General features: G+C 68.5%; 19 protein-coding genes. 16 read left to right on the top strand and 3 right to left on the bottom strand.

Annotation, left to right across the window (positions count from 1 at the left end; all coding sequences use genetic code 11):
* Positions 1 to 6: 6 nt before the first annotated feature.
* Positions 7 to 921 carry an NADP-dependent oxidoreductase gene (locus tag IEX22_RS04665; protein ID WP_188666879.1) on the top strand — a complete coding sequence of 305 codons (915 nt, stop codon included), beginning with the start codon at positions 7 to 9 and terminating at the stop codon, positions 919 to 921.
* A 227-nt stretch (positions 922 to 1148) separates the two neighbouring features.
* Here the strand turns inward: IEX22_RS04665 and IEX22_RS04660 are convergent, their stop codons facing one another.
* On the bottom strand, positions 1149 to 2525 hold the full coding sequence (locus IEX22_RS04660; protein WP_188666877.1) for an NADP-dependent succinic semialdehyde dehydrogenase: 1377 nt from the start codon (positions 2523 to 2525) through the stop codon (positions 1149 to 1151).
* Positions 2526 to 2528: 3 nt separating this feature from the next.
* Between IEX22_RS04660 and IEX22_RS04655 the strand changes: the two genes are divergently transcribed.
* The 3 genes from IEX22_RS04655 to IEX22_RS04645 are packed head-to-tail and all read left to right on the top strand — an operon-like array spanning position 2529 to position 5394.
* The gene (locus IEX22_RS04655) at positions 2529 to 3362 is read left to right on the top strand and encodes a GntR family transcriptional regulator (protein WP_188666875.1); all 834 of its coding nucleotides are present in this window, start codon (positions 2529 to 2531) and stop codon (positions 3360 to 3362) included.
* Positions 3352 to 4359, top strand: a complete 1008-nt coding sequence (locus IEX22_RS04650; RefSeq protein WP_188666873.1) for an ornithine cyclodeaminase family protein — start codon at positions 3352 to 3354, stop codon at positions 4357 to 4359. The genes IEX22_RS04655 and IEX22_RS04650 overlap by 11 nt, the downstream gene beginning before the upstream one ends.
* 15 nt (positions 4360 to 4374) lie before the next feature.
* Positions 4375 to 5394, top strand: coding sequence for a dihydrodipicolinate synthase family protein (locus IEX22_RS04645; protein WP_188666871.1), 1020 nt, complete (start codon positions 4375 to 4377; stop codon positions 5392 to 5394).
* Between the two features lie 30 nt (positions 5395 to 5424).
* Here the strand turns inward: IEX22_RS04645 and IEX22_RS04640 are convergent, their stop codons facing one another.
* Positions 5425 to 6066 (bottom strand): TetR/AcrR family transcriptional regulator, encoded by a 642-nt coding sequence (locus tag IEX22_RS04640; protein WP_188666869.1) that lies wholly within the window; start codon positions 6064 to 6066, stop codon positions 5425 to 5427.
* Between the two features lie 165 nt (positions 6067 to 6231).
* On the opposite strand from IEX22_RS04640, the gene IEX22_RS04635 reads away from it, so the two are divergent.
* The 7 genes from IEX22_RS04635 to IEX22_RS04605 all read left to right on the top strand — a co-directional run bounded on the left by IEX22_RS04635 (position 6232) and on the right by IEX22_RS04605 (position 12796).
* Entirely contained in the window at positions 6232 to 7830 is a 1599-nt protein-coding gene (locus IEX22_RS04635; RefSeq protein ID WP_188666867.1) for an FAD-binding oxidoreductase, read from the top strand.
* On the top strand, positions 7827 to 8555 hold the full coding sequence (locus IEX22_RS04630; RefSeq protein ID WP_188666865.1) for an SDR family NAD(P)-dependent oxidoreductase: 729 nt from the start codon (positions 7827 to 7829) through the stop codon (positions 8553 to 8555). The genes IEX22_RS04635 and IEX22_RS04630 overlap by 4 nt, the downstream gene beginning before the upstream one ends.
* 89 nt (positions 8556 to 8644) lie before the next feature.
* Complete coding sequence (locus IEX22_RS04625; protein WP_188666863.1) at positions 8645 to 9412, top strand: cyclase family protein; 768 nt, start codon at positions 8645 to 8647, stop codon at positions 9410 to 9412.
* Between the two features lies 1 nt (position 9413).
* Complete coding sequence (locus IEX22_RS04620) at positions 9414 to 10391, top strand: fumarylacetoacetate hydrolase family protein (protein WP_188666861.1); 978 nt, start codon at positions 9414 to 9416, stop codon at positions 10389 to 10391.
* 117 nt (positions 10392 to 10508) lie between these two features.
* The gene (locus tag IEX22_RS04615) at positions 10509 to 10802 is read left to right on the top strand and encodes a putative quinol monooxygenase (RefSeq protein ID WP_188666859.1); all 294 of its coding nucleotides are present in this window, start codon (positions 10509 to 10511) and stop codon (positions 10800 to 10802) included.
* On the top strand, positions 10802 to 11764 hold the full coding sequence (locus IEX22_RS04610; protein ID WP_188666857.1) for a fumarylacetoacetate hydrolase family protein: 963 nt from the start codon (positions 10802 to 10804) through the stop codon (positions 11762 to 11764). Before IEX22_RS04615 ends, IEX22_RS04610 begins: the two co-directional genes overlap by 1 nt.
* A gap of 72 nt (positions 11765 to 11836) precedes the next feature.
* Complete coding sequence (locus IEX22_RS04605; RefSeq protein WP_188666855.1) at positions 11837 to 12796, top strand: LysR family transcriptional regulator; 960 nt, start codon at positions 11837 to 11839, stop codon at positions 12794 to 12796.
* 47 nt (positions 12797 to 12843) lie between these two features.
* On the opposite strand, the gene IEX22_RS04600 is transcribed toward IEX22_RS04605, so the two are convergent.
* Positions 12844 to 13629 (bottom strand): SDR family NAD(P)-dependent oxidoreductase, encoded by a 786-nt coding sequence (locus IEX22_RS04600; RefSeq protein WP_229659773.1) that lies wholly within the window; start codon positions 13627 to 13629, stop codon positions 12844 to 12846.
* Between the two features lie 188 nt (positions 13630 to 13817).
* Between IEX22_RS04600 and IEX22_RS04595 the strand changes: the two genes are divergently transcribed.
* The 5 genes from IEX22_RS04595 (at position 13818) to IEX22_RS04575 (ending at position 19676) form a co-directional block, all read left to right on the top strand.
* Positions 13818 to 14966, top strand: a complete 1149-nt coding sequence (locus tag IEX22_RS04595) for a sugar ABC transporter substrate-binding protein (RefSeq protein ID WP_188666853.1) — start codon at positions 13818 to 13820, stop codon at positions 14964 to 14966.
* Complete coding sequence (locus IEX22_RS04590; protein ID WP_188666851.1) at positions 14963 to 16561, top strand: sugar ABC transporter ATP-binding protein; 1599 nt, start codon at positions 14963 to 14965, stop codon at positions 16559 to 16561. The genes IEX22_RS04595 and IEX22_RS04590 overlap by 4 nt, the downstream gene beginning before the upstream one ends.
* The gene (locus IEX22_RS04585) at positions 16558 to 17577 is read left to right on the top strand and encodes an ABC transporter permease (RefSeq protein WP_188666849.1); all 1020 of its coding nucleotides are present in this window, start codon (positions 16558 to 16560) and stop codon (positions 17575 to 17577) included. The genes IEX22_RS04590 and IEX22_RS04585 overlap by 4 nt, the downstream gene beginning before the upstream one ends.
* 174 nt (positions 17578 to 17751) lie before the next feature.
* Positions 17752 to 18531, top strand: a complete 780-nt coding sequence (locus tag IEX22_RS04580; RefSeq protein WP_188666846.1) for a hypothetical protein — start codon at positions 17752 to 17754, stop codon at positions 18529 to 18531.
* A gap of 44 nt (positions 18532 to 18575) precedes the next feature.
* A complete protein-coding gene (locus IEX22_RS04575) occupies positions 18576 to 19676 on the top strand; it encodes an NAD(P)-dependent alcohol dehydrogenase (RefSeq protein ID WP_188666845.1) in 1101 nt (366 codons plus the stop codon).
* The last annotated feature ends 10 nt before the right edge of the window (positions 19677 to 19686 follow it).

The raw sequence follows: 19686 nt of genomic DNA, 5'->3' as shown, positions 1-19686 counted from the left end.
GAGGTCATGACGTTGACAGCGCAGTACGATCGCACGGGCGGGCCGGAGACCCTCCATCTGGCGGAGACCCCGCAGCCGGAACCCGGTGTCGGAGAAGCCGTGGTGCGGGTGCGCGCCGCCGGGCTCAACCCCTTCGACGCCAAGCTGCGCGGCGGGTTCGTCCTTTCGGACGATCCATTCCCGCGCCGCATCTGCTCGGACGTGGCCGGCACCGTCGTCGCGGTGGGCGACGACGCCGTCTACTGGGATGGAACCGCGGTCCGCGTCGGAGACGACGTGTTGGGCCGCGCTGCGGGTTCTGCTGCCGAACAGGCCGTCGCACGCGTGTCCGATCTCTCGAAACGCCCGGGCGGGCTGTCGGTGGAAGCGGCCGGGGGCCTCAACGTGGCGGGCCTGACCGCCGTGTCGGTGATCGCGACGGTGCCGGTCGGAGCGGGAGACACCGTGCTGGTCGGAGGTGCCACGGGCGCCGTCGGCTTCGTTGCGGCGCAGCTGGCGTTGGCCGCCGGTGCGACCGTGATCGGGTCTGCGTCACCGCGCCACCACGACCTGCTTCGCTCGGTCGGCGTGGTGCCGGTCGCCCATGGCCCGGGTCTGGCCGATCGCGTGCGCGCGCTCGGAGCGGTGACCGCGGTCCACGACTGTCACGGACGCGACGCGCTGGACGCCGGCGTGGCCCTGGGCGTTCCGGTGGAGCGGATGGTCGCGATCGCCGCCTATGACGCGGTCGACGAACTCGGCGTTCAGAACGTCGAGCGCGAGGCCCGCACCGCCGCCAACCTGGCTGCTCTGGCCGAGGAGATCGCCTCCGGTCGGATCGCCTTCCCCGTCGCGCAGGTCTTCCCCCTCGGCGAGATCGTCGCCGCCTTCCAGACCCTGGAGTCCTCCCACGCGCCGGGAAAGATCGTGGTCGTCCCCTGACGAGGCCGAGATGATCCGGCGCGGTTCACCGCGTCTGATCGGGCCTGCCCGGCTCGGAGACGTTCTCCTCACGCGGCGGCCGGAACGACCCGTCCTTGCCGTCGACGTGGCACGGCTGGAGCGGAGTGCCTCAGGTCGGCTCGACCTGAGGCCCTCCGCTCGAGTTGGCGTCCTCGATCAGTGTGCCGGCGCTCATGAGCACCAGGCGGGGAGTCCGAACCGTGGGGTCAGGCCCTCCACACCGTCTTGAGATTGCAGAACTCGCGGATGCCGGCGGCCGCGAGTTCGCGGCCGACACCGGAGGCCTTCACTCCGCCGAAGGGCAGCTCGGGATGGGACGCCGTCATGCCGTTGACGAACACGGCTCCGGCGTCGAGGTTCTGCACGAACCACTCCTCCTCGTCCGCATCCTGCGTCCAGACGGCGGAGCTGAGGCCGAAGGTCGTGCCGTTGGCGATGCGCAGCGCGTCCTCACGGCTCTCCGCCCGGTACACGGACGCCACCGGCCCGAAGGCCTCCTCCAGGTACAGCCGCATCGCCGGCGTGATTCCGGCCAGCACCGTCGGCTCGTAGAACCACCCGGCGCGCTGCGGCACCCGACCGCCGGCGAGCACCTCGGCGCCCTTGGTGACGGCATCCGTCACCTGCTCCGCCAGTTCGTCACGTCCGGACTCCGTCGCCACCGGCCCCACCTCGGTCGACTCGTCGAAGGGGTCGCCGACGGTCAGGGCCGCGACCTTCTCGGCGAACAGCCGGGTGAACTCGTCGTAGACGTCCCGGTGCACGATGAAGCGCTTGGCCGCGATGCACGACTGACCGTTGTTCTGATTGCGTGCCGTGACCGCGACCGTGGCGGCGCGTTCGACGTCGGCACTGGGCATCACCACGAAGGGGTCGGATCCTCCGAGTTCGAGCACGACGTGCTTGACCTCGGAGCCGGCGATCGAGGCCAGTGACCGGCCGGCGGGCTCGGAGCCGGTCAGGGTGGTGGCCTTGACGCGCGGGTCACGCAGAACCGCCTCTACCCGGGAGGCGGGGATGAGCAGGCTGTGGAACGCGCCGGCGGGGAAGCCCGCCCGCTCGAAGAGCGTGTCGAGGTACAGCGCCGTCTGAGGGACGTTCGACGCATGCTTGAGCAGCCCGGTGTTCCCGGCCATCAAGGCGGGGCCGGCGAACCGCAGGACCTGCCACAGCGGGTAGTTCCACGGCATGACGGCAAGGACTACCCCGATCGGGGCGTAGCGGGTGCCGGCGGCCGATGCGTTCACGGCCGACGGGTCGGCGAGTGGCTCCGGGGCGAGGAACTCCTCGGCATGCTGAGCATAGAAGCGAAGTCCCTTCGCCGACTTCAGCACCTCGGCGCGGGCACCGGTGATCGGTCGGCCCATCTCCAGGGTGACCAGGCGACTGAGCACCTCGACGTCGTCTTCGAGAAGCTGAGCTGCGGCGAGCATCCACTCCGAGCGCTGGGCGAACGACGTGCCGCGGAGCGCATCGAACGCGGCCTGCGCGGCGGCGATTCGCCGTTCCACCTCCTCCTCGGAGTGGGCGTCGAAGGTTTTTTCCGTCTGACCCGTGAACGGGTTGGTCGTCGCGATGGCCATGGGGTGCTCCTCTGGGAAGGGTCGGGCTTCCCGGCGAGCGTACGGTGGCGCCGCACTCGGAAGCCATCGCGAACGACGATGACTGGCATGCTCCCGAGCGACTGGTTCGATATTCGATATTCGATGACTCTGGTGAACATGACGGCACTGCAGCCCCGACGGATGACGGACCAGGTGGTCCGCGTGCTCCGTGACCGCATCGTCACCGGGGAACTCGTCGCCGGCGCGCGCGTCGAGATCAACGACCTGTGCGCCGAACTCGGTGTCAGCCACACGCCCGTGCGCGAGGCGATCCTCCAGCTGGAGGCACTGGGCCTGGTCACCCGCCAGCCCTACCGCGGCACGGTGGTCACCGGCATCGACCCGAATCAGCTCGAGGAGATCACGGCGTTGCGCATCGATCTCGAGGGGCGGGCGACGCTGCTGGGCGTGCCGCGGCTGTCCGACGGGGACGTCGAGCGGATGCGACGGATCCATCTGGACATCGTCTCTCGAGCGCCGGACGCCGAGGCCTTCAATCGTCTGAACCGTGAGTTCCACGGCATCGTCTACGACGCCGCCGACAGCCCGACACTGTCACGGCTGATCACGATCCTCCAGGACGAGGCGGACCGTATCCGCCTGCACGTGGAGGTGAAGAACGACACGGCCGCGGCATTCCACGCCGAGATCCTCGCGGCCTGTGCACGACGCGACCCGCCGGCCGCGTGCGCTGTCACCCGGCGGCATCTCTGGGAAAGCTTCCTCGCGATGCGCGGTGGCGTCCAATCCCTGGCCGACGGCCTCCTCGCGGACGTCGTCGCCGAGAACCGAACGGAGTTGAACCATGACCGATGACGGATTCCGCGCGGAGCCCGCGACGCTGTTCCTCACCGATGAGGACGTCGCCGCGCTCGCCGACTGGGACCGCGTGATCGCCGCCCTCCGGGAGGCCTACCTCCGCGGGGACGTGCCCGGGACGACTCCCGAGCGGGCGGTCGCCTCGACGGCCGCCGGTTGGCAGCGGGTGATGACGTCGGCCCCTCCCGGGGCGCGATTCGCCGGATCCAAGACGATCGCCGCCTCCATGCGCAACGGCCTTGCCAGCTATCTCATCACGCTCTTCGACCAGCAGGACTCCCGGCTCGCCGCCCTCGTCGACGGCAACCGCGTCACGGGGCTGCGGACGGCCGGGACCGCTGCGGCGGCCCTCACCGCGTTGCTGCCGGGCGGTCCGGTCACGGCGGCCGTCGTCGGCTCCGGATTCGAGGCCCGCGCGCAGCTGCGCGCCGCCTCGCGGGTCGCCGACATCACGGCGGCGCGTGTCTCGAGTCCGACCCGAGCGAACCGCGAACGCTTCGCCGAGGAACTGGGGGAAGAGCTCGGCCTGCCGATCACCGCGGTCGAGACCGCCCGCGACGCCGTCGAGGGTGCCGGCCTGGTGCTGGCGGCGGCCCGCTCGCGGGACGATACGCCGACCGTGCTCTCGGAGTGGGTGGGCGACGACGCGACCATCGTCTCGGTCGGCTCCACCACGCCGTCACAGTTCGAACTCGATCCGGCACTCGTCGGCCGGGCCGCCCTCGTGGTGGCCGACGCGATGGAGGAAGTGCTGCACGACAGCGGCGACCTGATCGCCGCACGGCGGGCCGGCCACGATCCCGCAGCGGTCACCGTGTCGCTGCACGACCTGCTCGGCGGACGGGCCGGACGGCCCGGACACGGCATCGCCATCTACAAATCCACGGGCAGCGGGTTCCAGGACATCGTCCTGGCCGAGTCGCTGTACGAACTCGCCGTCGAACGGGGCCTGGGCACCCCGTTGCCCGTCGGCATCCTCACCATCCGCAAGTGACACGAGAGAGAGACCATGGCTGACTACACCAGGACAGAAGCGCGTGACTGGGCCAGGGAGCGCCTCGTCGGCGCGGTGAACTGCACCATCCCCTCGTTCACGAACGACCTCACCGCCATCAACGAGAAGGGCATCCGGCACGACGTCCGGCTCGCCAGGGAGCACGGCTTCCTCGGTTCGCTGGGAGTCTCCGAGGTCAACATCACGCTGCCCGAATACCTGAGGTTCCTCGAGATCATGAAGGACGAGGCGGGGGGAGACCTCGTCGTGGTTCATCACGCGAGCTGGAGCACCCTCGAGCAGAACGTCGAGGCCGTGAAGGGCGCTGAGGCCTCCGGCGCCGAGCTCGTGCTGTTGTCCTACCCGCCGAATTTCTACCCACAGTCCGAGCAGGAGATCTACGACTACACGAAGGCCGTGTGCGACGCCACGAACCTCGCGGTGATCCTGTTCCCGATGTTCCTGTGGGGTTTCAGCAGTCGCATCCACCCCTCGGACATCCCCGCACGGCTCATCCGCCGGCTGCTGGACGACATCCCCAACATCGCCGTGATCAAGGCCGAGGGCGGCTTCCCCTCCATCATGGGCATCGTCGAGGCGCACCGCCTGTTCGGCGAGGAGGTCGTCATCTCGTGCCCCATCGAGGGTGAGCTGCTGCCGCTGGGCCAGTTGATCCCGATCCAGTTGTCCGCCACGAGCGATCACGAGTTCTGGGGGCCGACGATCCCCGAGGCGATGCGGTTGCTGCGAGCCGGCAGATTCAACGAGGTCACCGAGCTGTACTGGAAGATGCACCCGGCCCGGAAGGCGAAGGGCGCCATGGCACAGCAGCTGAACGGCGGCCATTTCATCGACCGGCAGCTGTGGAAGTTCCAGGGCTGGCTGCGCGGCTACAACGGCGGCCCGCTGCGGTTGCCGACCCAGCGCATCCACGACCCACAGATGAACACGCTCAAGCAGGGTCTGATCGCGTCGGGCTTCGAGCCGACGGCCGACCCCTTCTCGGAGTTCTTCATCGGACGCAATCCGGCCTGAGCCCCTTCCGGTTCCGCGAGACCGTCGGCCCTACGAGGCAGCGGTCTCGCGGAACAGGGTGCGCAGGGCGATCTCCTGGAGGTCGGAGAGGAACTCGGCGTCGCTGGTCTCCGCGCCGATGTCGAGCGACGTGCCGAAGGCGACGCGCGCCATAAGCGCGGCGAAAACGACACGGAAGCACCTGTCGATCCGCTCCGGTGCGGCATCGCGGAGCGCCTCCGGGTGCCGCAGTACCAGCTCGCGGAATCGCGTCGCGGTTCCTGCCCTCGCGTCGCGCGTGCGCCGGGCGATCTCGTCGTCGTCCTCGGCCCGGTGGACGATCGTGCGCAGGAACCGCTCGTGCACGAGGGTCGTGGTCACGATGGCGGTGATGGCCTGTCGGACGGCGTCCTGCGGCGATACCGTGCCGGTGCCCGCTGCCGTCAGTTCCTCCTGCTGTCGGCGTCGCACGGGCTCGAAGCCGTGCTCGAACACGGCGAAGAAGAGCGCCTCCTTGCCGCGGACGCGTGCGTAGATCGTCGGTGGGGTGACCCCGGCTCGCGCGCAGATGGACGCGATGGTGAATCCCTCGTACCCGTGCTCATCGAGAATCGCGACACCCGCATCGAGGATCCGCTCCCACGCGGCCTGGGTGCGCTCCTGCCGGGGCGGACGAAGGTCACCGGCGGGCATGGGCCCAGCCTAGCGATCCCGCACGCACAGGGTCGCTCGATACGTGATATCGGCAGGCAGGCATTGTCCCTCGCCGACAAGGAGACTGGAATCAAAACCATAGCGCTCGCTACGGTTTTGAATGATAGAGCGGCCCTCCGTGCCGCAACTCGAAGGAGAGAGCAGATGAGCAGAGTCACCCCCGATTTCCTCCCCGTGGTGACGGCCGCGGTCGGCACCGCCACGGTGCAGGCGGCGCTGGGCGAGATCGCCGGGTGCATCGGCGCCGATCGCGTCATCACCGGTGACGGCGGCGAGTACCGCGACCCCTATCAGCCCCCGGAGTGGGATGCCTTCGCCACGGCCGGTGTCGTGTTCCCCGACAGCGCCGAACAGGTGCAGGAGATTGTGCGGACCGCCGCCCGATACGCCGTTCCCCTGTGGGCGCAGGGACAGGGCCGGAACAACGGCTACGGTGGTGCGGCTCCCCGCGTGTCCGGCGGCATCACCATCAACTTCCGCCGCATGAACCGGGTCCTCGAGATCGACACGGAGCTGGGTGTCGCCCTCATCGAGCCCGGCGCGAGCTTCCAGGACATCTACGACGCGATCGAGGCGGCGGGAGCCGACCTGATGGTGAGCGTGCCCGACCTCGGCTGGGGGTCGATGGGCGGCAACCAGCAGGATAACGGGCTGACCTATCTGCCGTACGGCAAGGACTGGCGCAACATCTGCGGCCTGGAGGTGGTGACCGCCGAAGGAGAGCTGCTGCGCACCGGCATGGGCGCCATGGAGGGCAATGCCAGCTGGAACCTCTACACGCGCAACCTCGGTCCGACGATCGAGCCGCTGTTCTTCCAGGGCAACTTCGGCGTCGTCACCAAGCTCGGCCTGTGGCTGATGCCCAAGCCGGAGGCGATCACCCACGTCCACGTGGACGTCCCGCGGGACGAGGACCTCATCCCTCTCGTCGACACGCTGAGGCGCCTCCGGCTGGACGGCACGATCGACGGTGTTCCCTGCATCCTGAACACGCTCCTGATCGCCAGCACGATCGCCCCGCGGACGACGTGGTACGAGCCGAAGGAGGGGGTGATTCCCGACGGGGTGATCGACGAGATCGCCGCGAAGCTCGGCATCGGCCGCTGGCACCTGCGCTTCGCCTTCTACGACGATGCGGAGATCGCTGCGATCAAGCTGCGCAAGGTCACCGCGGCGTTCGGCCCGATCGCTGGTGCATCGATCCGGCACACCACCACGGGGCCGGACCGGTGGGCTAGCCTCCCCGATCCCTCCGACCGCGTGTACGCCGGCGTGCCGAACCTCGACTGGAACACGATGGCGGGCTGGCGCGGCGGTGAGCACGGCGGGCACATGAGCTTCGCTCCGGTGGCGCCGCTGTCCGGCCGTCAGGTGTACGACCTGCAGATGTGGCTGAAGGCGCAGTTCGAGCGCAACGGCCTCGACCACACCGCCGACCTGATCGTGATCAACGAGCGGTCGCTGTGCAGCGTCGCCGGCATCACCTTCGACATCGACGACGAAGAGTCCACGGTCAGCGGCTATCGCGTCATGCAGGAACTCGTGCGCGAGGGCGGCAGGATCGGCTACGGCGAATACCGCGCGCACCTGCAGTTCATGGACCTCGCGCAGGAGCAGTACGGTTTCAACGATCACGCCTACCGCCGGTTCGTGGAGAAGATCAAGGACGCCGTCGACCCGCAGGGAATCCTCAACCCCGGCCGCCACGGCATCTGGCCCGCCCAGCTGCGAGAGACGTGGTGACCGCCGGCCCTGGATCGTCACGCGTCGTCGTGCTGACCGGCGGTGCCAGCGGCATCGGAGCGGCGATCGCCGAGCGGCTGAAGGCCGACGGACTGGTCGTGGCGAGTCTGGACGTCGCTGCTCCGGACGCACCTCGCCCGGGCATCATCGACATCGGCTGCGACATCACCGATCGTTCAGCCGTAGCATCCGCCGTCGACCACGTCCACGACGTGGCCGGCCCGGTGTCGATCGTCGTGCACTGCGCGGCGTATCAGGTGGTCCTGCCGTTCGGCGAGCTCGACCCGGAGGCATGGTCGCGCACGTTCCGGGTGAACGTGGACGGTGCCTTCCATATCGTGCGCGCAGCGCTTCCCGACCTGCAGGCTTCCGGCTGGGGCCGGATCGTGATGATCACGTCGTCGAGCCAGTTCGCCCCTCCACCCGGGATGACGCACTACATCGCCAGCAAGGGAGCTCTCACCGGTATGGTCCGCGCCCTGGCCACCGAGCTCGGACGCGACGGGATCACCGTGAACGCGGTGGCGCCCGGCCTGACGGCGACCTCGCACGCGCTGCACGACGTGCCGGCGGAGCATTTCGCCGTGGTCCGCTCCCGTCAAGCCATCCCGCGAACCGGCGAGCCCGGCGACATTGCCGCGGTGGTCTCCTTCGCCGTCTCCGACGACGCGGCCTTCATGACTGGGCAGACGCTGCTCGTGGACGGCGGGGAGAGCCGGATCTAGCACTCCGCGATGTGAGCCATCCCTGGTACCCAGTGCCGCCGCGACGCGCGTTGACCCAGGATGTAGGGACGCCGAGTCGAGGAGACCACATGCCCATCATCGATCTCTCGATGCCGCTGGACGACGTCGTTCCCGTCGATCCGCCGTTCCTGCGGCCGAGGATCGACTACAAAGACCACATCGCCGGACTCGCGGACCTGCAGGCGATGTACGGGATCCTCCCCGAGCAGCTCCCCGAGGGGAAGGGGCTGGCGGCCGAGACGATGACCGTCACCACGCACGCCGGTACCCATGTCGATGCCCCATGGCACTACCACCCCACCATGAACGGCGGGGAGAAGGCGTGGAGCATCGACGAGGTGCCACTGGACTGGTTCTACCGACCTGGCGTGAAGCTGGACCTGCGGCACCTCCCGAACGGGCACCTGGTCACCACTGCCGATATCGACGACGCGCTCTCGAGGGCCGGGCACGAGCTCCTGCCGTACGACATCGTGCTCGTGCACACGGTCGCCTCGGCTGCCTACGGACAGGACGACTACATCGACACCGGGATCGGATTCGGTCGCGAGGCCACGAAGCACCTCACCGACCGGGGTGTCCGCGTCGTCGGCACCGACGCCTGGGGGTGGGACATGCCCGTGAGCATCGGCCGGCGGATCTTCGAGGAGACCGGCGACGCCAGCACCGTCTGGGAAGGCCACAAGGCCGGTGCCGACGTCGCCTACTGCCAGATCGAGAAGCTGCAGAACCTCGAGGCGCTGCCGGACGACGGGTTCACCGTCGCTTGCTTCCCAACCAAGGTGCGCGGTGCCTCCGCCGGCTGGACCCGCGCCGTCGCGATACTGGAGGACTGAGATGCGCATTGCACGCTGGAAGCACCGAGGGGCCGAGCACGAGGGGATCGTGCATGAAGGCCGGATGATCGCCTTCGCGGACGACACGACGACGGCCGGTCTGCTCGAGGCCGGGCTCGACGCGGCCCTGGCGGCGGGGGAGCGGCTGGTCGGCGCCGCCGACGGCAGCGAGCCCGCACTGGGGGATGTGCGGCTGCTCGCTCCACTCGACCCACCGACGATCCGGGACTTCGTCGCCTTCGAGGAGCACGTCGAGGGAGTCTCGGTCTCCGTGGACGGCGTCGGGGGTGTGCCCGATTCCTGGTACCGCTATCCCACGTTCTACTTCACCAACCCACACTCCGTGCTCGGCCCCGACGAGGCGGTCACCCCGCCGGCCACGGAGGCGCTGGACTTCGAACTCGAGGTCGCGGCGGTCATCGGTGCCCCGCCCCGCGGCGGAGTGGACCTCACGGCGGCCGAGGGTGCGCGGGCGATCTTCGGGTACACGATCATGAACGACTGGTCCGCCCGCGATGTGCAGGCCCGTGAGATGCAGGTGCGACTGGGGCCGGCCAAGGGCAAGGACTTTGGCACGGCACTCGGCCCATGGATCGTCTCGGCGGACGAGGTCTCCGATCTCATCGACGACGAGGGGTTCCTGGCCCTCGAGCTGGAGGCGCGGATCAACGGCGAACGGGTCGGGTACGACCTGCTCTCGAACATGGGGTGGCCCTTCGGGGAGCTGGTCGCCTACGCCTCGCGCAACACGCGCGTGGTCCCCGGCGACGTGCTGGGATCCGGCACGGCGGGCAACGGAGGATGCCTGGGCGAACTGTGGGGACGCCACGGTGTTCGCACGCCTCCACCGCTGGTCGAGGGGGACGAGGTCACGCTGGACGTGGAGCGTCTGGGCACGCTCACCGGCAGGGTGGGGTGCAGCCGGCCGGTTCCTGACATTCCCCCGGCCCGCAGCCGCCCGCGGGTCCGCACCCGCTGACCTCGTCCTCGGCCGATGGGAGGCATCGATCCGGACCGGTGGTCGAGGCCACGGGGCATCCGTAGCGTGAAAGACGACCGGGAACAATCCGGCCGTGAACTCGAGAGGGGAACCCTGATGGCCTTCGTCTGCAGCGCAACCTGGATCGCCAAGTCCGGAGAGGAGGAGACCGTCCGCTCCGCTCTGGCGAAGCTCTCGCCGGCTTCCCGCGACGAGCCCGGCAACCTGTACTACCAGGCGTACCAGAGCCCGGAGGAGTCGAACGTCTTCCGCATCTTCGAGGTGTACACCGACGAGGCCGCCTTCAAGAAGCACGGCACCTACCCGCACTTCGAGCAGTGGGCGCTCGGTCAGGCGATCCCCGCCCTGGAGACGCGTCAGCGCGACTTCTACGAGACCCTGGACTACTGATGCCCCGGTACGTCCGGTACGTGGAGCGGGGGATCGCGCACACCGGCACGGTCCGCCACGATCGAGTGCACGATCTTCCCCTGGACGCTGAGATCCTGCCGTTGTTGCGGGCACCGGAGGCCGAGCGTTACGACGTCCTGTTGCGCAGCGGGAAACAGCAGCGCAAGGCCGTCTCGGAGACGGAGCTGCTCTCACCTGTCGAGCCGCGCGCCATGCGGGACTTCCTGGCGTTCGAGGCGCACATCGCCGGCATGAAGAAGAACGAGCCCGGTGACGGCACCGTGCCCGAGCAGTGGTATGAAGCGCCGGCGTTCCTGTTCATGAATCCCTGGTCGGTCGTGCCGACCGGAACCGGCATCCCGATGCCTCCGTTCACGCAGAAGCTCGACTTCGAGCTCGAGGTGGCCATGATCGTGAAGAACACGGTCCGTGATGTCTCTCTCGAGGAGGCATTCGAGCACATCGCCGGCTTCTGCATCCTTAACGACTGGTCGGCACGGGACGTCCAGGGCAACGAGATGCGGGTGGGACTCGGCCCCTCCAAGGGCAAGGACTTCGCCAACACCCTCGGTCCGTGGCTCACGACGCCCGACGAGCTGGAGCAGTACCGGGAGGGCGACCGGTACGCCCTGGAGATGTCTGTCGCCATCAACGGTGAGGTCGTCGGCACCGACAACCTGCGCAACATGTCCTGGTCGTTCGAGGAGCTGCTCGTGCATGCGTCTCGAGATGCCTGGGTGGGCGCCGGCGACGTGCTCGCGACGGGCACCGCCTCACGAGGCGCTCTGTCCGAACACTGGGCGCGCAGCGGGACCCTGACACCGCCGCCGCTGAAGGTCGGTGATGTCGTCACGATGACCGTGGAGGGTCTGGGCACCATCGAGAACACGATCGTCGATCGGACCAGTCCCGCGTACACGGTCCCCCGGGCGCGACGCACCTACGGTGCAGACCGGCTCTGACCGGACCCGCGCGGGTCGGACCTGTTGCCTGGTTATGCTGTGAGCGACGCGCAGAGGAGCGGGACTCACGGTATGGACGATCTTCGTGGCATCGACATCAATCTCGTCGTGGTACTCGATGCCGTCCTCACCGAGCGCAGCCTGACCCGCGCCGGCGAGGCCATTGGGCTCACGCAACCCGCCGTCAGCGGCGCGGTCGCCAAGCTCCGCAAGGTGATCGGCGATCCCTTGTTGATCCGCAGTGGCCGCACGTTCGAACTCACCGACAGGGCCCGAGCCCTGCAGCCGATCGTCCGCGAAGCGGTGGTCCAGGTCGACCGGACCTTCACGCTCCGCCCGGCCTTCGACCCCGCTACGAGCGACCGGCGGTTCCGGATCTCGGCATCCGACTACGCCCTGTCCGTGATGACGGCTCCATTGCTGGAGGTCCTCGCGGACGAGGCCCCGGGCACCTCGGTGGAATTCGACGCGCTGTACCAGGTCGACCCGGTGGACCTGCTCCGCAAGGACGTCATCGTCGCCACGTCCGACCGCTCGCTGCCCGGCAAGCACCAGTCGCTGTTCTCGGACCGTTTCGTCTGCCTCGTGCGTCGGGACCATCCGCGCCTGCAAGACGGTGCGCTCTCCATGGAGGATCTGAAGACGCTTCCGTACGTGGACGTGACCTTCGCCGATGGGGTGCCGATGGTCGCGAACAATGCGCTCATGAGTGCGGGGGTGACGCCGGTCGTCGCAATGAGGGTGTCCGATTTCCTCCCCGTGCCGTTCATGATCCAGGGCACCGACGGGTATGGTTTCGTGCCCGAGCGGGTCGCCGATCTCTACGGGGATCAACTGGGGCTCATGGTCGCCCGTACGCCCGTCCCGGTGCCGATGCTGGTCGAGGTCGTCTACTGGCATCCGTCGAAGAAGGACGATCCTGCCCTGCGCTGGCTCGTGGGCATTCTCCGCAAGACAGCCGAGCGCGTCGAGTTCGGCTCCGATCTGCCGTTGCGCCCCTCAACCAGGACGGGCGCTCAGAAGCTCCGCTGAGTAGTCGTGGCTGGAGGCCCAGCTCGCTGCGTGAGCACGTCCGTCCATCAGTCGGCCACCAGGGTGCCGCCGTCGACGACGATGTTCTGGCCGGTCGTGAATCCGCCTGCCGCGGAGGCCAGGTACAGCAACGTACCTGCCACGTGACTCGCGTCCCCGAAGCGGCGCATCGGCGTCTTCGCCAGCCGCGCCTCCCGCTCCTCGCCCTCGGTGATGGGCTTGGCGAACTCCGTGGCGATGACGCCCGGCGAGATCGCGTTCACCCGTACGCCGTGCTCGCCCCACTGCACCGCGAGGTTGCGGGCAAGCTGGGCGTTGGCGGCCTTCGTCACGCCGTACAAGCCGAGCCGGGCGTTTCCGCGCAGGCCGGACAGGCTCGACATGATGATGAACGAGCCGCCACCGTGCGCGGCCATCTGCGGGAGGGTGAGGTTGGCCAGCCGGAGCACACTGCGCACGTGCACGTCGAACATCCGGTCCAGTTGCTCGTCGGTGCTGGTCGTGTGCGGGCCGATGTCGAGTGCGAGACCGGCGTTGCAGAACACCGTGTCGATCCGCCCGTGCCGGTCGAGCGTCCGAGCGACGAGTTCTTCCAGTTGGGCCTGTGACGTCACGTCGCAGGCGATGCCCTCGATCGGCAAGCCGTCGATCGCGCGCTCTGCCGCGATCCGTCCCGGGTGTGCCGACTCGAGGCCACTGAGAACGGTGCGCGCGCCCGCGGAGGCCAGCGCCTCGGCGGCGGCCAGGCCCAGCCCGGAGGTCGCCCCGGTGACCAGGGCAACCGTGCCCTCCAGCGAGAAGAGCTCGGCGGCGGAGGGCGTCGTCATCGTCATGGACGTTGACTCTAGGGACACGTCACGGACCGCACTCATCCTGCCCGTCGATGGTTTCCATCGCCACGTCCCACTGGTTCTCGCTCCTTCCTGCCTCTTGACTGTGTGATCAGGGTCACCGAACCGATCCCTGCGGCAGCGCGGCCGTCTTGAGTCCAGCGCCGTCGCCGATCTCATGGAGGCAAGTTGTGATCAAGGCCAAGGCAGCGCAGACAGCATCCGCGCTCATCCTCGCCGCGCTCGTCCTCTCCGGCTGCAGCGATGGCGCTGGTACGTCCGGCGACGCGACCAACACCGGTGGCGGTGAAACCAGTGCCGGTGTCCAGCAAGCCCTCGACGAGGCGTACAAGGGCGTGGGCTCGGACCTGTCGGACCTCGCGTCGACCACCGTTCCCAAGAGTATGAACGTGTACGTGATGTCGTGCGGCGAGCAGCTCGCCACCTGCCACCAGCCTGCCGCGGCCGTGGTGGAGGCAGCCGAGAAGGCCGGCGGAACCGGCAAGATCGTCGACGGGAAGCTCAATCCTGAGGGTTTCGCCACCGCGATCCGGCAGGCCATCGCGGGTGGCGCCGACGTCCTCGTGCCGATCGGCATCAGTTGCAGCGCGGCCGCGGCCGCCTTCAAGGAGGCGCACGATGCCGGCGTCACCATCATCGGTGGCGGGGGCGTCGACGACTGTTCCCCGAAGGTGTGGAACTCGGAGCGGCTGTGGCTCAAGGACGCACCCAAGACCGGTTTCTTCGGTGTCTTCGGTCAGCTCATGGCCGACTACGTCTACGGCAAGAACAACGGCAACGTGAAGGCCATCGTTATCAACAGCACCACCAACGCCTGGGGTCCCTGGATCACCCAGTCCTTCAAGGACCAGCTCGCCAAGCTGGGTGGCGGCGAGGTTCTGCAGACCATCGACGTCTCCGATCCGGAAACGGCCGACAACTCCTACCTGCAGAAGGTCACCAGCGCGCTGCTGGCCAATCCCGACGCGAACGCCCTGATCGTTCCCACCGACAGCTATCTCGAGACGGGGCTCGCCGCGGCGATCGACCAGGCCGGCCTCGCCGACAAGCTCACGGTGATCGGCGCCTTCGGCGGCGACGGCGCCATCGACATGATCCGCAACGGCAAATCCGGGATCAATGCGACGGTCGCCATGGGCAACGCGTGGCAGGGATGGGGATCGATCGACACCGCGCTCAGGGTGATGAACAAGCAGGATCCGGCCTACATCGGCCAGTCCGTGCAGGTCATCGACGCCGACCACAACATGCCGATGTCGGGCGGATACGAGGGTTCGGTCGACTTCCGTTCGAAGTTCCTCAAGGCGTGGGGGAAGTGACGAACGCGGTGATAGGCGGCGCGTCGGCGGCGTCTCCGGGAGACCTGGAGACGGCCGCGGCGCTGCGTCTGGCTCATCTCAGCAAGGACTTCTCGGGCACTCGCGCGTTGGACGACGTGTCTCTGGTGGTGCGTCCCGGAACGGTTCACGCCCTTCTCGGCGGCAACGGCTCGGGCAAGAGCACAACGATCAAGATTCTCGCCGGCGTGTACTCGGCCGACGCTGGCGAGCTCGAGATCTTCGGGCAGCCGTTCGACCTGCAGCACGGTTACACGCCGACGACCGCCCAGGCCGCCGGCACGCGCTTCGTGCACCAGGACCTCGGCCTGTTCGAGGACCTCTCCATCGAGGAGAACTTCGCACTCGACAACGGGTATCCGCGTCGGGGCCCCGGAATCGACTGGCGAACGCTGCGGCGCCGCGTCAACGCCCTGTTGGGGGAGTACGAGCTGGACGCGCGTGCCGAGACACCGGTGCGCGAGCTGCGACCGTCCGACCGCACGATGGTCGCGATCGCCCGTGCGTTGCAGGACCAGGACGAGGACAATCGCCGGGTTCTCGTGCTCGATGAACCGACGGCACGGCTGGCCGCGCACGAGTCGGAGGTGCTGCTGCAACGCGTACGGCGTCGTGCCGAACTGGGACAGACGGTCGTGATCGTCAGCCATCGGTTGCGCGAGGTGCTCGCTGTGGCCGACGACTTCACGATCTACCGCGACGGTCGGGTGGCAGGCACCATCGTCGACGATTCTCCTACCGAAGACGAGCTGATCCAGACCATGGCCGGGCGTGCGGTGAAGGCGCTCCGGCCCACGGGCGAGGCGTCCAGCGGGGATCGGGCGCCGGTGTTCTCGGTGTCGGGACTTCGGGGTGGACCGCTGCGCGGCATCGACTTCACCGTGCATCGCGGCGAGATCCTCGGACTTGCGGGCCTCGTCGGTTCCGGACGCTCGAGCATCCTGAAGGTGATCTTCGGGGAGCACGCGGCGGAAGCCGGAAGCATGGACTTCGACGGCACGCCGTACCGTCCGAAGAACATCGGCGACGCGATGGCTGCCGGTATCGGGTTGGTGCCCGAGGACCGTGCGGGAGAGGCAGCGTTCCTGGAGCGGACGGTGTCGGAGAACCTCGCCATCGGCACGCTCACGGACAACTGGACCCACGGGTTCATGCCGCGTGGCCGCGAACGGCGCAGAGCCACGGATCTCATCCGGTCATTCGGCGTGAAGGTCGCCGGTCCGGACGCGCTGTTCTCCGCGATGTCCGGTGGAAACCAGCAGAAGGTCGTGATCGCCCGATGGATGCAGCGGAAGCCGACGTTGCTGCTGTTGGACGAGCCGACCCAGGGCGTCGACGTGATGAGCCGCGCGGACATCTATGACATCATCCGCCGCGCCGCCGCCGACGGTTGCGCGGTCGTGGTCGCCTCCAGCGACCTGGCGGAGATCCACGCGCTGTGTGACCGGACCCTCGTCCTCAGTCGTGGAGAGATCAGTGACGAGGTCCTCGCCGGCGAACTCGACGTCGACGGACTGACGAGCCTGGTCCTGCGCGAGAAGAAAATGAACGATGCGAGCACGGAGACGCGATCATGACACAGACCATGCCTGCCACGACGGCTGATGCCGCCGCCGTTCCGGTGAAGCGTCGGCCGATGCGACTGAAGCTGCTCGAGGGGTACGCGCTGCCCGCCCTGACCGTGCTGGTCTGGGTGTTCTTCGCCTTCTTCCCGGCATCATCGCGAGCATTCCCCACGATCAACAACCTCAATGTGATACTCGGCAGCCAAGCAGTGGTCGCACTCGTCGCTGTCGCAGCACTGTTCCCGCTGGTGTCCGGCTACTTCGACTTCTCCCTGGGCGCGACGGCGGCGATGTCCCAGGTGCTCTGCGCCGGGTTCATGGCCAAGCTGGGCCTGCCCCTCTGGGTCGCGATCGTCCTGCCCATCCTGCTGGGGATGCTGGTGGGAGTGGTGAACGGTTTTTTCGTCACGAGGCTCGGGATGAGTCCGTTCGTCACGACACTGGGGATGGCCATGCTGCTCTCGGGCCTGATGATCTGGTACACGAACGGGCAGACGATCATCGGAGGCATCGATCCGGCGCTCGTCCGCTTCGGCTCCTCCCGGCTGCTGGGCATCCCCCTGGTCTTCTTCATCACCCTCGCGGTCGGCGCCGTGGCGTGGTATTTCTTCACGCACACGCCGTACGGGCGCTCGCTGTACGCGATCGGCTCCAATGCGACCGCGGCGAAGCTGGTCGGGCTACCGGTGACCAGGAACGTGTGGTGGAGCTTCATCGTCGCCGGGACCATCGCGGGAGTCGCAGGTGTACTCCAGCTGTCGCGAACCGGATCGGGATCGGCGTCCGATGGCAACTCGCTGCTCTTTCCTGCACTGGCCGCGGTCTTCCTCGGTGCGACGGCGATCCGCCCGGGGTTCTTCAACGTGGTGGGAACCATCATCGGTGCCGTGTTCGTGTCGATCTCGGTGAGCGGTCTGACGCTGTCCGGCGCGAGTGGATGGGCCTCGAACGTGTTCAACGGTGTGGCCCTCCTTGCGGCCGTCGGCTTGTCGACCTACCTCGGTCGCCGTCAGCGCTCCGGGACGTGACCAGCACCCGGTCGATGCGCCGACATCACGCGTCCCGGCATTCCTGCCCCGCAGCACCAGCGGGCAGGAACGCCGGGACGAGACGGTTGCCTCGACCGTGGTCGACGTGGCCCGTCGAGAATCGCCGTGCGACATCCTCCTCCTGTGCCGGCCCTCGTCTGCGAAAATCGGAACGTGCGCGCCGTCCTCACCCTCCCCACGCCGGGCCGGACGCTGACCCGCGACGATGCCGTCGAGGCGCTCCGCAGCACCTCCTGGCTGCCGCACCAGGGACCGGAGACCGAGGCCTGGCGCCGGGCGCAGGTCGAGCGCCTCCGGGCGCGCCTGCCGGACGCCGTGCAGCAGCAACTCGCCGTGAGCGAGTGCCTCTTCATCCAGGTGGACTCCGTCGAGGGCATCGTCAGCCTCGAACGCGATGAGGTCATGCTGATCCGCCTCTTTGGGACGACGGAGAGCATCGAGGCGATCAAGCACGCGGTGAACACGGTGGCCGGGGCCCTCCCACGGGCGTTCATGCAGGCGTTCGGCGGCGCGGCGACGGATCTTCGCCTGGACGACGAGGTGGTCATCCGGCCGGCCGGCGACGAGCGGACGCTGGCCAAGGGCGTCATCGCGACCCCGCGCACCCTGCGGTTCGCCACCTACGTGGTGACGGAGCGCCCCCGGGAACGGAGTCTCCTGCTCTGGCTGGTCCTGCTCACCATGCTCACCGCGGCCGCATCGCTGACACCCGTGCCTCGGATGGGGCGGCGTCCTGTGGGGCGAGGTCAAGGGGTACGGCGAACGCATCGCGTCGGCTCTGGTGGTGGCGATCCTGACGACCATCATCAACCTCGTCTTCGAGTACCGCGACTGGCGCAACGACCGCACCGAGGTCCAGTGGCTCTTCGGATGACGGCGCCGAGGCCCGCACCGGGGCCGGAGCCGGCGCGACTCGTCGGTGGGGGAGTCTAGAGTCGGTCGTGACCGCCGATCCACCCCCGACGAAGGAGTCATCGATGGACATCACGGCAGCCATCACCCGAGGCAAGGGCGAGCCGTTCGAGATCACCACCCTGCAGCTGGACGACCTCCGGCCGACCGAGGTGCGCGTCAAGATCGTCGCCACCGGCGTCTGTCACACCGACGCGATCATCCGTGACCAGGTCTACCCGACGCCGCTGCCGGCGGTGCTCGGCCACGAGGGTGCCGGTGTCGTCGAGGAGGTCGGCTCCGCCGTGCGGTCGGTGAAGCCGGGCGACAAGGTGGTGCTCGGCTTCAACTCCTGCGGCGCCTGCCGGCAGTGCCTGGCGGGCCGCCCCTCCTACTGCGTCGAGATGTACGACCGGAACTTCGCCGGCACCCGGCCCGACGGCTCCACGGCCCTGCGCGACGGCGACACCTCCGTCTCCTCCCACTTCTTCGGCCAGTCGTCCTTCGCCACCCACGTCAACGCGGCCGAGCGCTCCGTCGTCAAGGTCGACGACGACGCCCCGCTGGAACTCCTCGGGCCGCTCGGCTGCGGGTTGATGACCGGCGCCGGCGCGATCATCAACTCGATGGCCGTCCGCGCGGGGGAGTCGGTGGCGATTTTCGGCACCGGCGCGGTCGGGTCGGCGGCGACGATGGCGGCGGCGGCCATCGGCGCGACGACGATCGTCGCCATCGACCTCGTCGACTCGCGGCTGGAGGCGGCCCGCGAGTTCGGGGCGACCCACACGATCAACTCCGGTTCCGAGGACCTTGCGGCCCGCGTGGAGGAGATCACCGGGGGAGAGGGCTTCCGGGTCGCCCTGGACACGACGGGCATCACCGCGGTCACCCGCCAGGCCGCCGACTCGGTCGGCATCAACGGCCGCGTGGGTCTGGTCGGCGCCCCGACCCCGGGCGACGAGGTGTCCTTCGAGGTCGGCAGCTCGTTGATGAAGGGCTGGTCCTTCCGCACCATCATCGAGGGCGACGCCGTCCCCCAGCAGTTCATCCCGGCCCTGGTGCACCTGTGGCGACAGGGGAAGTTCCCGATCGAGAAGCTGACGCAGACGTATCCGCTGGCGTCGATCAACCAGGCGTTCGAGGACTCGAAGAGCGGGCAGACGATCAAGCCGATCATCACCTTCTGACGCGCGGGCC

It is taken from the genome of Tersicoccus solisilvae (genome assembly GCF_014643255.1).
Taxonomy (GTDB): Bacteria; Actinomycetota; Actinomycetes; order Actinomycetales; family Micrococcaceae; genus Tersicoccus; species Tersicoccus solisilvae.
This window is presented reverse-complemented; position numbering and strand designations above follow the sequence as displayed.